We start from the raw sequence: 17,278 nt of genomic DNA, 5'->3' as shown, positions 1-17,278 counted from the left end.
ATTTTTAAACTTTTAAAGGTAGAACTTTTAAAAGTATCCTGTTTCTTATTGGATCAATATCTAATTTATTCAATGTGCTGATAATAAAGTATATTGTATCATCATCTATTTTCTCAATATTATCCTGACCAATGACTTCTGCAATTCTTAATAAAGCTCCACCAACATCTTCTTTGATTATCATATTTTGGATATCTGTAGGTATTTCTTTATTGTCATCAATTTTGTACAAATCATCATATCTTTCAGAAACTTGTACACCATCAGATTTTAAAGCTTCAATAAAAATGATATCTTTTTTAGATAAAAAATATTTTTTATTTTTCTTAATTTTTTTTAAAAAGTTTTCTAACTCTTTTTCAATCTCTTTAATTTTATATCCATTTTCGAAGTAGTTGATTAATTTTGATTGATGAAGAACTTTATTATTAAATTTGATTTCATATTCTTCATTAGCAATATTATTATTAGTATTTGAATTATAAAAGGTCGTAAAATTTGAAGGAACATCTTCTTCTTCAATATTGATTAAAAAATTATTTAGTTCTTTATTGAATGCATTGCCAATGTTTTCTTCAAGAAATGAATCTTTTAGTATTTCCATTAATTCAATTTTTTTTGAAATATCAGTTGTAAGTAAAATTCCTTGGTAAACTAGAGCTCTTCCCTCGGTTTTAGGAAGTAATTTATAAGAGTCTTTAATCGTTAATAATTGATTAATATTGAACTGAAATTTTTTATAAATTTCATATAATTCTTTTTCTGAATAATTTTGATTATGTGTTGCATTTTCAATAACAGAAATTTTTTCTATATCAGCAATATCGATTTGATCTGCTTTAAATAATAAATTTGATGAAGATAAGTAACTCCATATAGCATTTGAAGTATCTTGGTTAGGCTCAAATTCAAAGTTTGGATTTGTTCTATGAGCTAAATGAAAATCTAAAATTGATTTTTCTGATATTTCATCTGACACCTCATCTGAAAAACCCAATAAATAATTTATCTTGTTTTCATAATATAGATCTTTAAATCCAAGTTCTTTTCTTAAATCATAAATTAATAGCGCTTGTTCAACTTCCTCAGAATTAATTAAACAATATAGTTTAAATTTAAATAAATATTCGTCCTCAGGTGAAGATTTAGATTTTTTAAATATTTCACAAGCCTTTTCTAAGTTTGATTGAGATAAATGTTCATTTATTAAATGATTAACTAATTCAGGATTTTCATTTAATAAATCGTTACTTAATAAGTAATTTTCAATTAGATCTAAATTTGAATTCTTAATCATCCAACTTGATTTGATATTTATAAACTCTTCCAAAGTAATATCTTTTGTTGGATGGTTAGCATTAGTTAAAAGTGAAATTTCAATTAAATTATTTGCATCTTTCGATAAATCAACATTGTCTAATTTTGCAAAAATTTTTTTTAAATCATTTCCATTTGTATTGCGCCACATTTGCATACTTAATCCATTTTCAGATGGATCATATAAGCCAAGTATTTTTATATCTTTAGAAACAAGTTTCTGATCTAATAATATTTCATTTTCAATTTTTAAATCTTCTGTATTAATTTCTTGTTGCTCAACAATTTCTTCTTGTACCTCTGTTGTGGTTTCATTTTCTTCAATTTTAACTTCTTCATCATTTGTTTTTTCAATATTCCAAATATCAACGGGTTCATCTTCAGCAAACGAACTGAAGGAAAAAAACAAAAACAGAATTATAAAAAAACTGTTTTTTTTATTTAACAATTTTGAAGTTTTCATTAGGAATTATTTTTTCAATTGTTTTTTTTGGTGATGGAAAATCTACTTTATTTAATAAAAAAACTACGCCAAAGAAAATTAAAATTACGATAGATAATTTTATTGAAATACCTAATATATTAAAACTACCTGATCTTGTTTTTTTTTGTAATTGCATATATCCTATGAATTATTTTCAAAATAAGACATATTTGTGTTTTTTCAATAAATAACTAAATGAATTCAATTAAAAATATTGTTTTTCTGGGCATGATGGGATCAGGTAAAACTACTATAGGTAAGTTAGTTTCAAAAAAACTAGGTAAAGAATTTCATGATATTGATTACGAGATAGAAAAAAAGACAAAACAAACAATTAAAGCTATTTTTGAAAAAAAAGGTGAAGTTTTTTTTAGAAAGTTAGAAGAGAAAATAACCCTATCTTTCTTAAAGAAAAATGATGGGCTAATCTCTCTAGGTGGAGGAGCTTTTTTAAATAAAAATATTCAAAAGGAAATTTTAGATAATCATTTATCTGTCTGGCTAAAATGGGAAGAATCTACTTTAATTAAAAGAATAAAAAATAGCAAAAAAAGACCTGTAGCCAGCAAACTTAATGAAGATGAACTTAAAAAACTTATAAAAGATAGATCAAAAGTTTATTCTAAAGCCCATATTAAAATTAAATGTGATAAATTAACTAAACAAGAAATAATTGATAAAATAATTAAATTTAATGAAAAACTACAAATTATTAATTAACACTAACACAAAAAAATATCCAATTATTGTTGGTGATAAAATTTCTGAAAAGCTTTTATCAATATTTAAAAAGAATAATATAAAATTTAATAAATGTTTATTATTTATTGATAAAAATATAAGCAAAAAAAAATTAAGAAAAATAATCAATCCTTTTAAAAAAAAATCAAAATTATTTTTTTTCAATCCAAGTGAAAAAAGTAAAAACTTTAATACAATAATTAAAGTATTAGAAATTTTACAAAAAGAAGATTTTAATCGAAATGATTGTTTAATTGCTATTGGCGGGGGTATTACAGGTGATACAGGAGGCTTTGCTGCCAGTCTTTTTAAAAGAGGTTTAAAATTCATAAATATTCCAAGCACATTACTTGCTCAGGTAGACTCATCTGTTGGAGGTAAAACTGGAATTAATACTTCTTATGGAAAAAATTTAATTGGAAGTTTTTATCAACCAGAGATCGTTGTAAGCGACACTGATTTTTTAAAAACACTTCCAAAAAGAGAGATTGTCTGTGGTTATGGTGAAATATTGAAACATGCAATAATTAAAAATAGAAATTTTTTTAATTATTTAGACAAAAACGTTTATAAAATATTAAATCTTAAATCACCCTACATTGAAAAAGCTATTGTAGAGAGTTGTAAAATAAAACAAGATGTGGTTCAAAGAGATGAAAAAGAAAATGGTTTGAGAAAAATTTTGAATTTTGGCCACACTTTTGCTCACGCTTATGAAGCCACACTAAATTATTCAAAAAAGTTAAATCATGGCGAAGCTGTACTCTTAGGAATGATTTCAGCAATTAACTTTAGCAATAATTTAAAAATAATGAACAAAAATGACTATAAAAAGATTTTTAATCATTATTCAAAAACAAATTTACCTTCTGATATTAAACAGTACTTTTCAACTAAAGACATTAAAAAGTTATTAAGGTTTATTCAAAATGACAAAAAAAATCTCTCTAATGAAATAAATTTAATATTAATTAAATCAATTGGGAATGTAAATTTCAAAGGTAAATTCAAAATTCAAAAGTTAAATCAATTTTTTATTAATCTATTAAATAATTAATATTTGTAATGAATGGATAACATTTTTCATTTCTGCATCTAAAATTTTGTAAATTTTTTTATTTCTTTCTATCATTGAATAATTTTTTAATTCATTAGATTTAATAGTAAGTTTAATATGGAATTTTGAACCATCATTACCTTTATGATTTTTGTGTAAAAAACTTTTATCCTCAATTTTTAAATCTTCACATTTAATATTATTGGATATTTTTTCTTTTATTATTGAAATTAAATTATTTATCTCCATAAGTTTATTTATAACATGAAAAATATTTGTGATTGGAATAATTGTAATGAAATTGGAGAATATAAAGCTCCAGTTGAAAAAGATAATAGCAGAAAGTATAGAATGCTTTGTTTAGATCACGTCAAAGAATTCAATAAAAATTGGAATTATTTTTCAGGTATGAATGATGATCAAATAATGGATTTTTTAAAATCTGATATGACTTGGCATAAACCAACTCAAAATTTCAGTTCTTCTGATAATTTTTTTAAAGTTTTATGGAACGACACTTTAAAAGACGAGTTAGATAAAGATAAATTTAAAAGTGACTATAATCATATGAGTAAATTTAAATTTACCCATCAAGATATAAAGGCATTTAGCGTATTAGGTGTTTCAGTTGGACTAAAATGGCAGAAAATACAGGAAAAATTTAAATCTCTTGTCAAAAAATTTCACCCTGATATTAATTCCGGCAACAAAAAATACGAGGAAAAACTTAAAATTATTACTTTAGCTTATACGCAGCTAAAAAACACTTACAGGGAAAAAATTGACACCTAATTTAAACATAAAGCCAGACATTAAATTATCTCTTAAAAATACATTCGGAATAGATTCTGATATGGAAGTTGATGCGTTTTCAGAGAAATCTGAATATGTGCCAGAAATAGATAAGAGTTATAAGTTTGATAAAGACACCACACTAGCTTTAATATCTGGATTTGCTTTTAACAAAAGAGTTTTAGTTCAAGGATATCACGGAACAGGTAAATCAACTCACATTGAACAAATTGCTGCAAGATTAAATTGGCCTTGCGTGAGAGTTAATTTGGATAGTCATGTAAGTAGAATTGATCTTATAGGAAAAGATGCAATTGTTTTAAAAGATGGAAAACAAGTTACTCAATTCAATGAAGGAATATTACCATGGTCAATACAAAATCCAGTTGCGTTAGTATTTGATGAATACGATGCAGGAAGACCTGATGTGATGTTTGTAATTCAAAGAGTACTTGAAGCTGAAGGAAATTTTACATTATTAGACAAAAACAAAGTTATTAAACAAAACAAATATTTTAGATTATTTGCAACATCTAATACGGTTGGATTAGGTGATACCACAGGTTTATACCATGGAACTCAACAAATTAATCAAGGCCAAATGGATAGGTGGAATATCGTTACAACATTAAACTATTTAAGCCTTGAGCGTGAAATGGATATCGTACTAGCTAAAAATAAAAATCTAAATAATGCAAAAGGAAAAGAAAAAGTATCAAATATGATCAAGGTTGCATCTTTAACAAGAAAAGGATTTATAGCTGGTGATATTTCAACTGTAATGAGTCCAAGAACAGTATTGCACTGGGCAGAAAATGCTGAAATATTTAAAGACACGGGATATGCATTTAGAGTTACATTTTTAAATAAATGTGATGAATTAGAAAAAAATACTATTGCTGAATATTATCAAAGATGTTTTGGTGAAGAACTTCCGGAATCTTTAGTAAATATTCAAATTTAAATGAGCAACAAGGAAGCTTCTCTTAAAGAAAAACTCAAACAAGCTCTTTCCTCTACTGTAAGAGTTATATCAGACGATTTAAAAATAGATCAAAAATTAGACAAAAATAAAAGCTCAAAAAAGTTTGATTTTTTTGAAATCGACAACCTCTCAGGTCCAAGGGATTTTGTAAGGTTAAGAGCTGAAGCTGATTCAACAGCTCTTAAAAAAAAATTTTCTGATGATTTAGTTTTTAGAAAAAATTCACCATCAAATTCATCTTGTAAATCTCTTTATACTATTGCAGAAAAAATTAGATACGAGCAACTTGGATTTAAAATGCTCAAAGGTATTGAAAAAAATTTAAATCAAAACTACGAACAGATAATTAATCTCAAAAGAAAAGATCAACTAAAAACAAAAGAAGATGTATCAGTAGCAGAAGCATTTGAACTATATATGCTTAAACACTTTCATAACATTAAACTAAACTCATTAACTGCAAGAATGTTAGAATTTTGGGAAAAAGATTTTGATAGCTCTGTTAAAGAACACATTCATTTTTTAAAAGAAAATCTTGAAGATCAAAATTTATACTCGTCTAAATTCTCAGAAATTCTTCAAAATATGGATATTTTTGATACTGAAGAAAATGATGAGCAAAAAGAGGAAAATAATGATGAAGGACAAGATAATCCTTCAAATGAAAATGAAGAGTCAGAATCTGAAGATCAAAAAGAACAAACTAAAGATGAAGAAACTGAAACTAGTTTGGATTCTGATTATGATATTGATGAATATAAAATGGACGAACAGCTTGTTGATACTGACTCAGATAAAGAAAGTTCGGAGCAAGTTATTCAAAAAACTAATCATAAAAACTTAAGTCTTGAATATAAAGTTTTCACAAATCAATTTGATGAGGTAATTAAAGCTGAAAATTTAGAAAATGCTGAAGAGTCAGCTAAATTAAGACGTACTCTTGATCAGCAATTGGTTGGTTTTCAAGATGTGATTACAAAACTTGCCAATAAATTACAGCGTCAACTTCTTGCAAAACAAAACAGGGCTTGGGATTTTGATTTAGAAGAAGGCCTACTAGATAGCTCTAAATTACCAAGAATTATTATGGATCCATATAATTCTTTATCTTTTAAAAAAGAGAAAGATCAGGAATTTAAAGACACTATAGTAACTTTATTGATTGATAATTCAGGCTCTATGAGAGGAAGACCAATTACAATAGCCGCTATATGTGCAGATATCTTATCAAGAACTCTTGAGAGATGTTCAGTTAAAGTAGAAATTTTAGGATTTACCACAAAAAATTGGAAGGGTGGTAAAAGTAGAGAATTATGGAATAAAAAAGAAAAACCTAAAACACCGGGCAGACTAAATGATCTTAGACATATTATTTATAAGGGAGGAGATACTCACTGGAGACAAGCAAAAAATAATCTTGGTTTAATGTTGAAAGAAGGATTGTTAAAAGAAAATATTGATGGAGAAGCTATACAATGGGCTTTTAATAGAATTAAAAAAAGGAAAGAAGAAAGAAAGATTTTAATGGTTATATCTGATGGTGCTCCAGTTGATGACTCAACGCTTTCGGTTAATTCAGGTGATTTTCTGGAAAAACATTTAAAAAAAATGGTCAAGTTTATTGAAGATAAATCTGATATAGAAATACTTGCAATTGGAATTGGTCATGATGTTTCAAGATATTATAATAGAGCAATAAAAATTACTGATGTAAACGAGTTGGGTGATGTAATGGTATCACAATTAAATTCTTTATTTGAAACAAAAAAAAGATTTCACTAAATATTAAATAATTCTCTGTTATTCCACTTTATTAAAACTTCAGCACCAGAACGTGTTTTAGAATTTCTGCATATTACTTTAGCAAAATTTTTTTCTAACAACGTTTTTCCAATAAATATGCCCAACCCTAATCCTGCTTTATCTTTATTTTCTATATTAGAAGTTTTTAAATAGGGTTCTCCAATTTTAGGTAAAACGTCTTTGGGATATCCATTGCCGTCATCTTCAATTGTTATCTCAGTCATACGACTATCACTTTTTAAATTTATAAACACTGTCTCTTTAGAAAATTTATAAGCATTTCCAATAAAGTTTTTTAACCCGTAAACAATTTCAATTGATTTAGATATTTTTTTTGGGTTAGAGTCTTGATCAAAATTTAAAACAAATTTTTTATCACCTATTTCTTCTAAACTTTTTGTTACATCACTTAAATATTTTCGCATATTTAAATCATCATCGATAAACTCTACTTCTTCAGATGGGTTTATACTTAATTTTTGAAGAATTTCTTCACACCTTTCAATTTGACTTGAGAGTAATTCAATGTCTTTACTTACTTCTTTATCTTTTTTTAGTTGTTTAGATAATTCTTGCGAAATTAATTTAATTGTAGATAACGGCGTTCCAAGAGAATGAGCGGCGGCGGCGGCTTGTCCACCAAGTGATAAAAGCTCATGTTCTTTGGCCATTACTTCTTCCATTCTATGAAGTGCTTCTTTCCTAATTCTAGAATCTTTAACAAAAGAAAGTGCAAAATAGTTTAAAAAAAATAATGCAATAATTAAAGAAATTGGAATTGCATAGTAAGCATATTGATTAAGGTTATTATCAAGATTTAAGGGCGAAGGAAGTGGTTGATAATTAAATGTCAAAAATAATATTATAATCGATGTGATCACTACTAAACTGAGGTTAATTCTAAACCCTAAATTTGCTGAAGAAAATACACTGGGTATAATTAAGAAGATAATAAAAGGGTTAGTTATTCCTCCAGTAAAATATATTAAAACACTAAGTTGCAAAGTATCGAAAAATAAAAATAAGAAGGAACTTTGTTCTGAAATTTGAACTTTTTTATAAATAAAATCTAAATATAAGTTACTTAATCCTCCAACAAATATTATCCAAAAACACGCATAAAAATTGAATTTAAAATCAAAGATAAAATAAACTAAACTTATTGAAAATAATTGTCCTAAAATACCTATCCACCTTAAAAATACATATGTAGATTTTTTAAGAGTAAAATATTTAGATGTTTCAAATAAACTATTCACTAAATATCAAGATTTTTTACATTTATCGCATTAGATGTAATAAAATCTTTTCTTAATCCAACATCATTACCCATTAGAGTATGTATTAGGCTTTGATCTTTCTTTGTATCTTTTGAATATTGTACTTGTAACAAATTTCTTGTTTCTGGGTTCAAAGTTGTGTTCCACAATTCTTCTGGATTCATCTCACCTAAACCTTTGAATCTTTGAATATTCATTTTTGATTTTTCATCATCAATTGCTTTTAGATAATCTTTTGATCCTTTTTTATATTTTTTAAGTTCTTTGCTGTTTTCAACAATGTATTTTTCTAATTCGGACTCATCTTTAATGTAGATACCTTTTGATCCTTTATTAATTTTAAATAACGGAGGTTGGGCTAAATAAATATTTCCATTTTCAATCAACTTACTAAATGGTTTATTGTTGAAAAAAGTTAATAGCAAAGCTCTGATGTGAGAACCATCAACATCAGCATCGGTCATTATAATTATCTTTCCATACCTTAAGTCTTTAATATCAATTTCTTGTGACTTTGGATCTAAACCAAGTGCATTGATCAAGGTAAGAATCTCATTTGAAGAAATCATTTTTGACAAAGCTTTTGTTCTTTGATCTGATCCATTTCCATTTTTTTTCTTTGCACTTACATCTTCAACATAAGTGTTCAGAATTTTTCCTCTTAATGGCAATACAGCTTGATTGGATCTGTTTCTTCCTTGCTTAGCTGAACCACCAGCTGAGTCCCCCTCTACAATAAACAATTCAGTTCCCTCTTGTTTGCCAATTTGACAATCTGCTAATTTTCCAGGAAGACCACTTAATTCTAAAGCACCTTTTCTTCTAACATTCTCTCTTGCCTTTCTCGCTACATCTCTTGCTAAGGCTGCTTGAATTACTTTTGCTAAAATTATTTTTGCTACTGATGGATTCTGATCAAACCATATTGATAATTTTTCATTTACAATAGTCTCCACTATCATTCTTACTTCTGAAGAAACAAGTTTATCTTTTGTTTGTGAAGAAAATTTTGGATCAGGAATCTTTGTAGACAGAACACAAGTTAGTCCTTCTTTTATATCGTCACCTGAAATTGTTAGCTTATTTTTTTTTAATAAATTATGTTCATTTGCATACTTATTAACAACTCTTGTTAATGCGCTTCTAAAACCTAATAAATGCGTTCCTCCATCTTTTTGAAAGATGTTATTAGTGTAAGGATATACATCTTCAGAATAACTAGCATTCCATTTTAATGAGCATTCTATTTCGATATTTCCTTTTTTTCCTTCAATATATATAGGTTTTTTAAATAAATCATTTCCATTCTTATTTTGAAGTTTTTCTCTTTTTTCATCAAGAAAATCTACAAATTCTAAAACTCCGCCATCAAATTTAAACTCAGTCTTTTTTTCCTTTTTCTGATTAACGTCAGTAAAAATAATTTTAATTCCTTTATTCAAAAACGCTAATTCACGCATTCTTTTTATCAAAATATTTCCACTAAATTTTATTGATGAAAATATATTTTTTGATGGAAGAAAAGTGATTTGAGTTCCAGTATCTTTTGATTTACCTGCAGTTTTTAAAGGTGCTTCAGCTTCACCATCTTTAAATTTTATAAAGTGTTTTTTTCCATCTCTATGAATTTCTAGTTCTAATCTTTCTGATAAAGCATTTACTACTGATACTCCAACACCATGTAACCCACCTGAAACTTTATAAGAATCATGATCAAATTTTCCACCAGCATGTAATTGGGTCATAATAACTTCAGCAGCTGATTTCTTTTCACCCCTGTGCATATCAACGGGAATTCCCCTGCCATCATCTTTGACTGTTACTGTCCCATTAGAATTAAGTGTTACCTCAATTTTTTTACAGTGTCCTGCTAAAGCTTCATCAATTGAATTATCAACAACTTCATAGACCATATGATGCAAACCAGTGCCATCATCTGTGTCACCGATATACATTCCGGGTCTTTTTCTTACCGCTTCAAGACCTTTTAAAACTTTAATGGAATCTGCTTGATAATTATTTTTGTTTGTCATTTTTTTTATTTATGGAAAACAAAATTATATCATTTTTTTTTAAAATATGTTTTTTATTTCAGGCCTTTTTCAAAATTTAAGGTTAAATAATGGTTGTGTATCAATAGTTATTTGATGGCGGAGAGAGCGGGATTCGAACCCGCGAAAGAGTTGCCCCTTTACACGCTTTCCAAGCGTGCGCCTTCAACCACTCGGCCACCTCTCCATAGATGTCTTGTTATATAATCATCATATAGTATTTTATTACATAAATGAAATTCTTAAAAAAAATAAATAAAAATAAAAAAAAAATTTTTTTATTTTTAATACTTTATATTTTTTATTGGATTTTTAAAGATTATAAAAAAATAGATATTTACTTTGTTAATCAAAGTAAAGTCACATATGACATAAAAAATGTTAATAGCAATTTTTTAAAAAAAATTCACAGATTATATAATCAGACTATAGAAAATATTTTAGTATCCTATTTTGAAACACACAAAAACTATTGGAATTTAGTTGAGGGTAAAGATGATAAGTTTCCAGAATATAAATTTGTTGAAAGAAAGAAAAAACTTACAGTAAGTAATGGTATTAATCCAATAAATACTAATAATTGGGAAAGAAGTCATGGAAACAATTTTTCTAATAGATTTTCAAATTTAAAAAAAATTAATAATAAAAATGCATCAAATCTAGAAATTGCATGGACTTTTGAGATGAAAGAACACAAAGGAGATATTCAGGCCAATCCTATAATTGTAGATGGTATCATATACACACCAATAGCTGGTGGTTATATTGTTGCTATTGATGGAAAATCTGGAAAATTAATTTGGAAATCAGATAAATTTACAAGTTCCGTAGCAAGAAGAGGCTTGGTTTATCATAAAAATCAAGATGACAAAATCCCAAGATTAATTTTTTCTAATAGAGAAAGATTAATTTCTTTAAATGCTGACAATGGTAAATTTATTAAATCTTTTGATGGCGATGGTCAGGTTAGAACTGGTCTTAATGTTACTACACCAGTTATATATAAAGATAATATTATTATTGTTACTTGGGACAGAGCTATAGAAGTATACGATTTATACTCTGGCAAAACTAAGTGGAAATTCAAATATTTAAAAGAAATATCAAAAAGATATGGGGGGAAAAAATTTAATAATGACGGTTCAAATTCTTGGGGTGGAATTTCTTTAGATGAAAATAGAGGAATATTATATTTTACTACCGGTAATCCTCATTATTATTTTGATGGCACTCAAAGACCGGGGAGTAATCCAAATTCATGTAGTTTGATTGCGATAGATTTAGAGAAGAAGAAAATTCTCTGGAGTTTTCAAGAAACATCCCATGATATATGGAATTCTGATTTACCAGCTCCACCAATTTTAACTTCAATAACTAAAAATAATAAAAAAATTGATGTTGTTGTTACCCCAACAAAACGATCAAATACATTAATACTTGATAGGATAACTGGAGAACCAATTTTTGATTTTAGACTACGAAAAGCACCAAAGTCAAAGTTACCAGGGGAAAAAACAAGTAGATATCAACCAGATTTGGAGATACCAGAACCATTTGGTAGAAATATATTTAAGAAAGACGATTTATGGTCTTACGATCTTGGTTATCAAAAAGAAATAAATAAAAAATATAAGAATTTTAATTTTGGCTTTTATGAACCTTACTCTCTACAAAAAAAAACTCTCCAATATAATTTTAACGGTGGCGCTGAATGGATGGGAGGATCAATAGATCATGCTAAGGGTATAATGTATGTTACCAGTAATAATACATTATGGGAGACCGGAATTACTGAAATTGAAGATAACAAAAGTCTTATACCAAATTATTCTAGTAATTTTACCAGAGCATTAGATATAAATGGCTATCCTGTAATAAAACCACCCTGGGGATCTCTTACAGCTTTAAATTTAAATGACGGAAAAATTATTTGGCAAGTTCCATTTGGAGAATTTGATTATCTTAAAAAACTAGGTATTCCAAAAACTGGAACTGAAAATTTTGGTGGTGTAACTGCAACTGCAGGCAACATAGCAATTGCAACTGGTACGTTAGATAAAAAAGTATACGTTTTTGACAGTAAAAACGGTGAAATTTTATTTCAAAAAAAATTGCCATTTATTGGATCAGCGCCCCCATCAACGTATCTTTATGAAGGTGAGCAGTATTTTGTTTTACATTCTAGTGGTGGCAGTACTTTAAAAAAAGGTTACCCTAATCTAGTAGAAGATGGAAATGTTTTAATTGCTTTTAAGCTTAAAGAATAATTTTTATTACAGATGAAGTATATTTTAAAAAAATTTTATAAAATAATAATTATAAAAATTTTCAAAAGTATATATGGTCATATTCAATTAAACAAAAATCCTAACTCAATTACAGAATTTAAAGTAATAAATAAATTATTTAACTCAAAAAAATATTCTGTATACTTACTTGATAACGGAATAGTTTATACAGATAACGTTCAAAATGTATCTGTAATTAATAATAATAAATTGCATATCAAGCCATCATTCATACATAGTAAAGACAAAATTATTTCACCTAAATATAGTCCTGTTCTAAGAACTGGATTAACTAATTTTAGAAAAACATATAACGGTAATGTGCTTTCCTTGGTACAAGGTGCTAGCACAGAAAATTATTTTCATTGGTTAATGGATATATTGCCAAAAATAAAAATCTTTTCTTCTAAATTTCCAATTAGTCAAATTGACTATTTTTACCTGGGTAGACTTACTTTATCTCAAAGACAAAGTTTGAAATACATTGGTATAAAAAGTAGTCAAATAATAAATAGCAGGAAATATAAACATATTCTTGCTAAAAAATTATTTTTTGTGACACATCCATGGTATACAAAGGGTAAATTCCATGATCACTCTCTAAATCTTCCCAAATGGCAAGTTTTTTGGCTAAAAAAAAAATTTATTAAATTTAAAAGTAAATTTAAAATTAGTAAGAAAATTTACATAGATAGATCTGATTCTAAATTTTCGCACTGTCAGATAATTAATAATTTAGAGTTAAAAAAATATCTAATTAAAAAAAAATTTGAAATAGTAAAACTATCAAATCTTAGCTTTTCAAAACAGATCTTTATATTTTGGAATGCAAATTTTGTTATTGGAGCTCACGGTGCAGGATTAACTAATTTAGTTTTTTGTAGACCCAAAACAAAAGTAATTGAATTCAAACCTTTTGGGCACATTGGAAAATATTTTCAAACTATATCAAAACTTAACCAGCTAAATTATAATTCAATTGTATCAAAAAAAAAATATCTTAATAAAGAAAATGGAGACATTTTTGTTGATTTAATGAAATTAGATAAAATAATTAAGACTTAATATACTCTAACACCTCATTATATTCCATAATTCTCATATACTCTTTGTGATTGTAATAAAAATTTTCAAATTTTAGTTTTTTAAAATCATTTATTATTAAATTAAGCTTATCTTTATTCTTAATTTTTCTTATTATAGAAATTCCATGATCAATTTTACATGTAACTATGTCTAAATCTTCTCTACATCTAAATTTTACGATACATTTCCAAACATCGCCATTCCAAACCCATTGATATCTAGGCACTGCCTGTTGATTTAAGCTTTTAGGTAAACAATCATGCAACAATATAATTCCATTTTCATTTAAATTTTCTAATGAATTTATTATATCTTTGTTAACTTGATCGTACTCATGTAGGCCATCAATAAAAATACAATCAAATTTTCTGTTATTTTTTTGAAAAAACTCGTCACTTGTCCCTCTAAAGTTACCTCCAGAACTTGGATCTACTCCTATTTTATCTTTTAATTTTATCTGAGAAAACGCATAATCATCGTCACAACCTATTTCTAAATAAGAATTAAATTTTTTTTGATTTATTACTTGATTAATTAAATCCCAACGATTCAAATTATTTGGAAAATCAAAATTAATTTTTTTTTTAAATCTCTCTTTAAATAGATAATAAAGTATTTTATTTATTTTCCATTGTCTTTTATTTACAATTTCCATGATTTTTAATATTATCGGATTAATATCGCTCTGCAAGGACTACTGGTACTATTTATAAAAAAATTTGATGAATTATATCTCTGAAATATCAATTTTGATGGTTCTTTATGATGAGCCAGAAGAAATTATTTTTAGAACTTTAGAAGAAATAAAAAAATTTCCAATTATTATTGTTGATAATAAAAACAATAAAAAGTTAAAAGATAAAATTTTAAGTAAGTTCAAAATTACTAAATATTATTTAAGTAATAAAAATCTTGGCTTTTCTAAAGGATTTAATAAAGCTATAAGTTTTTGTAAAACAGAATATGCATTCATAAAAAATGCAGATTGTTATATTAATCAAGATAATATTGCTGAACTTTATTATTATATCAAAAAAAATAAAATGTGTGGTCTAGTATCTCCAACAAGTTACGACGAGTATGGAAATCTTAGCTATAATTCTGGTACGCTACCAGAAAATGGAAATACAAATGAAGTTTTAAATATTGAGGGAAATGTTTGTGTAGAAAAAGTTTTAGGTTCATCTATGTTTTTGAAAACAGAAGATCTTAAAAAAATTGGAATGTTTAATGAAAACTTATTCATTTTTTTTTCTGATTACGATTTATGCAAAAAAATTAAGGGCATTAATAAACATATAGTGCAAGTTTTCAATTCAAAATCTATTCATATTCATGGAATTAGTAAAGTTAGAAATAAAATTAAAGGAATTTATTTGAGGGAATTTTACTATACTTTGGATGAATTAATTTATTTTAAAAATATTAACAAAAATAAAATAAATACCCTAGAGTCGAAAGTTAAAAGTTATTTAATTAAGATTTTTTTATGTTTATTTACTTTTAATATTGTAAATTTTACAAGATATTATGCAAGACTTAGTGCATATTTAAAATTTAAATTATTTTATTAGATAATATATTTATTAAATTTATATAAATTTTTTTTTATATAATCAGGAAAATTTTCATCAATTTCTATTTTTTTATAAGTATGTCCCCTGCCAAATAAATCTAATTTTTTTTCAATTTTTTCTTGGATAATATTTGTTGATGAATATTTTTCATCAGAGTATTCTTCATGTGCGAAAGTTTTTAATTTTAGAGAAATATTTTCTGCTGACATAATATTACTAAAATGCCATCCTCCTTTTTCAAAAACTTCAATATTTTTTTCTTTATCAATTCTAAAAAAAGAATAATCTAAGTTCTTTGTTTTAATTTTTTGACGCATATAATCTATTGATTTAAGGTGTTTTTTTTTAACTACTCTAGTTCCTTCCCAAGGAGATTCGTAGGAATTATATAAATTGAACTTGTAATTAAAACAATCATGCAAAAAAATTCCATATTTTTTTTTTAATTCAAAATTGATTAATAATTCAGGTCTAATTATTTCGTCTGGATCTGAAAAAAAAATATAATCATCTTCATTTGCAAAATCGGTACAATTTAAGAGATATTCTCTCTGTATTGCTTGATTATCCCAAGGATTATTATTTGTTGGAAAGGGTTCCTCTAATAAAAAATATTTAATTTTGTCTCTATTATACTCATCTTTCCAAATAAAATTTTGTTTTTTTTCTTTGCCTTTGTGATCAAACAAGGATTCACAGATTACGAAAAAATCAACATAATCAACTAAAATATTATACCTAATTTGAAACATAAAATTATTATCAAAAAATGTAACACAATCTAACAGCTTATTTTTTCTTAGTTTAACCATTGATCAATTATTTTCATGTTTAACAACATATTGTCCAAGTTTTGATTAATATTGTTTTCCAGAAGGTTGTTTGAAATTTCATTTATTTGATTGAAATATGGATCATCGATTTTATCAAATTTAATTATATGTTCTGACTTATTTTTTTTAAGAATTATATCAGAAGAACCAAACCATAAATTTGGTATTTCAATAATTCCTTTAGATCCGACTATTTTTGTCAATGTTCCAATATTTTTTTTAAAAGATGATGATAATGTTATATGAATTTTATTATTTATTTTCATTTCAATTTTAGAGTCGATATCAACACCTGTTTCTCCAAGTTCAATATTTTTTTTAAAAATTTCATACATATCAAAAGTAGTATAGCCTAAAGTTTCCATTAACATAGTAATTAGAGACACTGGATAACAACCTAAATCTAATATACTACCACCACCAAGATCTTTGTTGAAAAGTCTTCCATTTTTATTAATTTTTTTTTTTTTCTGAAAAAACCAAAATTTTTTTTTTGTAAGTAAATTTATACCAAAGCTTGAATCAATTTTTAATATTTCACCTATTTCATCATCGCATATTAATTCCAAGACTTTTTTTATTTGAGCGTGATGTTTGTACATGAAACCTTCATAAATTGAGATTTTTAAATTTTTATGTATTAGTTTTGTCTTAATATTTTCAAGTTGAAAAAAGTTTTCTGTAATTGGTTTTTCAACTAAAATACTCTTATTAAAATCTATACACTTATTAATCCATTGATGATGATAAGAATTAGGTAATGCGATATAAATAATGTCTATTTCTGGATTTCGAATTAAATCTTCGTAATTATTAAAACAAAATCGGTTTTCGATATCTAAATTATCTTTAAATTTTTTTAAATTTTGCAAATTTTTACTTGCTATGCCTTTTAATTTGAAATTACTTGATTTACTAAAACAATTTAAATGAGCATTAGCAATATCACCAAGGCCAATTATTCCCCAATTTATTTTTTCCATC

16 protein-coding genes and 1 tRNA gene are annotated in these 17,278 nt (G+C 25.9%); 8 read left to right on the top strand and 9 right to left on the bottom strand.

What is annotated here, in order from left to right:
- Positions 1-4 precede the first annotated feature (4 nt).
- Both ACTT9U_RS03120 and ACTT9U_RS03115 read right to left on the bottom strand, forming a co-directional pair.
- Positions 5-1,780, bottom strand: a complete 1,776-nt coding sequence (locus ACTT9U_RS03120) for a hypothetical protein (RefSeq protein ID WP_440931730.1) — start codon at positions 1,778-1,780, stop codon at positions 5-7.
- Positions 1,755-1,937 (bottom strand): hypothetical protein, encoded by a 183-nt coding sequence (locus ACTT9U_RS03115; RefSeq protein WP_440931729.1) that lies wholly within the window; start codon positions 1,935-1,937, stop codon positions 1,755-1,757. The genes ACTT9U_RS03120 and ACTT9U_RS03115 overlap by 26 nt, the downstream gene beginning before the upstream one ends.
- 59 nt (positions 1,938-1,996) lie before the next feature.
- Between ACTT9U_RS03115 and ACTT9U_RS03110 the strand changes: the two genes are divergently transcribed.
- Positions 1,997-2,521 carry a shikimate kinase gene (locus ACTT9U_RS03110; RefSeq protein ID WP_440931728.1) on the top strand — a complete coding sequence of 175 codons (525 nt, stop codon included), beginning with the start codon at positions 1,997-1,999 and terminating at the stop codon, positions 2,519-2,521.
- Complete coding sequence (gene aroB, locus ACTT9U_RS03105) at positions 2,496-3,599, top strand: 3-dehydroquinate synthase (protein WP_440931727.1); 1,104 nt, start codon at positions 2,496-2,498, stop codon at positions 3,597-3,599. Before ACTT9U_RS03110 ends, aroB begins: the two co-directional genes overlap by 26 nt.
- On the opposite strand, the gene ACTT9U_RS03100 is transcribed toward aroB, so the two are convergent.
- Positions 3,588-3,848 (bottom strand): BolA/IbaG family iron-sulfur metabolism protein, encoded by a 261-nt coding sequence (locus ACTT9U_RS03100; protein WP_440931726.1) that lies wholly within the window; start codon positions 3,846-3,848, stop codon positions 3,588-3,590. The two genes, aroB and ACTT9U_RS03100, sit on opposite strands and share 12 nt — an antisense overlap.
- A gap of 15 nt (positions 3,849-3,863) precedes the next feature.
- Here ACTT9U_RS03100 and ACTT9U_RS03095 point away from each other — a divergent pair, with 15 nt between their 5' ends.
- The 3 genes from ACTT9U_RS03095 to ACTT9U_RS03085 are packed head-to-tail and all read left to right on the top strand — an operon-like array spanning position 3,864 to position 7,158.
- A complete protein-coding gene (locus ACTT9U_RS03095) occupies positions 3,864-4,391 on the top strand; it encodes a J domain-containing protein (RefSeq protein ID WP_440931725.1) in 528 nt (175 codons plus the stop codon).
- Positions 4,381-5,355 (top strand): cobaltochelatase subunit CobS, encoded by a 975-nt coding sequence (cobS, locus tag ACTT9U_RS03090; RefSeq protein WP_440931724.1) that lies wholly within the window; start codon positions 4,381-4,383, stop codon positions 5,353-5,355. Before ACTT9U_RS03095 ends, cobS begins: the two co-directional genes overlap by 11 nt.
- Complete coding sequence (locus ACTT9U_RS03085) at positions 5,356-7,158, top strand: cobaltochelatase CobT-related protein (protein WP_440931723.1); 1,803 nt, start codon at positions 5,356-5,358, stop codon at positions 7,156-7,158.
- Here ACTT9U_RS03085 and ACTT9U_RS03080 read toward each other — a convergent pair.
- From ACTT9U_RS03080 to ACTT9U_RS03070, 3 genes are all read right to left on the bottom strand, one after another.
- Entirely contained in the window at positions 7,155-8,438 is a 1,284-nt protein-coding gene (locus tag ACTT9U_RS03080; protein WP_440931722.1) for an ActS/PrrB/RegB family redox-sensitive histidine kinase, read from the bottom strand. The two genes, ACTT9U_RS03085 and ACTT9U_RS03080, sit on opposite strands and share 4 nt — an antisense overlap.
- Positions 8,438-10,492 carry a DNA gyrase subunit B gene (locus tag ACTT9U_RS03075; RefSeq protein ID WP_440931721.1) on the bottom strand — a complete coding sequence of 685 codons (2,055 nt, stop codon included), beginning with the start codon at positions 10,490-10,492 and terminating at the stop codon, positions 8,438-8,440. Before ACTT9U_RS03075 ends, ACTT9U_RS03080 begins: the two co-directional genes overlap by 1 nt.
- Positions 10,493-10,607: 115 nt before the next feature.
- Positions 10,608-10,697, bottom strand: a tRNA-Ser gene (locus tag ACTT9U_RS03070).
- Positions 10,698-10,743: 46 nt separating this feature from the next.
- On the opposite strand from ACTT9U_RS03070, the gene ACTT9U_RS03065 reads away from it, so the two are divergent.
- Complete coding sequence (locus tag ACTT9U_RS03065) at positions 10,744-12,777, top strand: outer membrane protein assembly factor BamB family protein (RefSeq protein ID WP_440931720.1); 2,034 nt, start codon at positions 10,744-10,746, stop codon at positions 12,775-12,777.
- 12 nt (positions 12,778-12,789) lie between these two features.
- Positions 12,790-13,863, top strand: a complete 1,074-nt coding sequence (locus tag ACTT9U_RS03060; RefSeq protein ID WP_440931719.1) for a glycosyltransferase family 61 protein — start codon at positions 12,790-12,792, stop codon at positions 13,861-13,863.
- Here the strand turns inward: ACTT9U_RS03060 and ACTT9U_RS03055 are convergent.
- Complete coding sequence (locus tag ACTT9U_RS03055) at positions 13,853-14,539, bottom strand: class I SAM-dependent methyltransferase (protein WP_440931718.1); 687 nt, start codon at positions 14,537-14,539, stop codon at positions 13,853-13,855. The two genes, ACTT9U_RS03060 and ACTT9U_RS03055, sit on opposite strands and share 11 nt — an antisense overlap.
- A 67-nt stretch (positions 14,540-14,606) precedes the next feature.
- On the opposite strand from ACTT9U_RS03055, the gene ACTT9U_RS03050 reads away from it, so the two are divergent.
- Positions 14,607-15,458 carry a glycosyltransferase gene (locus ACTT9U_RS03050; RefSeq protein ID WP_440931717.1) on the top strand — a complete coding sequence of 284 codons (852 nt, stop codon included), beginning with the start codon at positions 14,607-14,609 and terminating at the stop codon, positions 15,456-15,458.
- Here ACTT9U_RS03050 and ACTT9U_RS03045 read toward each other — a convergent pair.
- The gene (locus tag ACTT9U_RS03045) at positions 15,455-16,273 is read right to left on the bottom strand and encodes a glycosyl transferase family 17 (protein ID WP_440931716.1); all 819 of its coding nucleotides are present in this window, start codon (positions 16,271-16,273) and stop codon (positions 15,455-15,457) included. The genes ACTT9U_RS03050 and ACTT9U_RS03045 overlap by 4 nt on opposite strands.
- On the bottom strand, positions 16,261-17,277 hold the full coding sequence (locus ACTT9U_RS03040) for a Gfo/Idh/MocA family protein (protein WP_440931715.1): 1,017 nt from the start codon (positions 17,275-17,277) through the stop codon (positions 16,261-16,263). Before ACTT9U_RS03040 ends, ACTT9U_RS03045 begins: the two co-directional genes overlap by 13 nt.
- Between the last annotated feature and the right edge of the window lies 1 nt (position 17,278).

Source organism: Candidatus Pelagibacter sp., from assembly GCF_052049975.1.
Classification (GTDB): domain Bacteria; phylum Pseudomonadota; class Alphaproteobacteria; order Pelagibacterales; family Pelagibacteraceae; genus Pelagibacter.
This window is presented reverse-complemented; position numbering and strand designations above follow the sequence as displayed.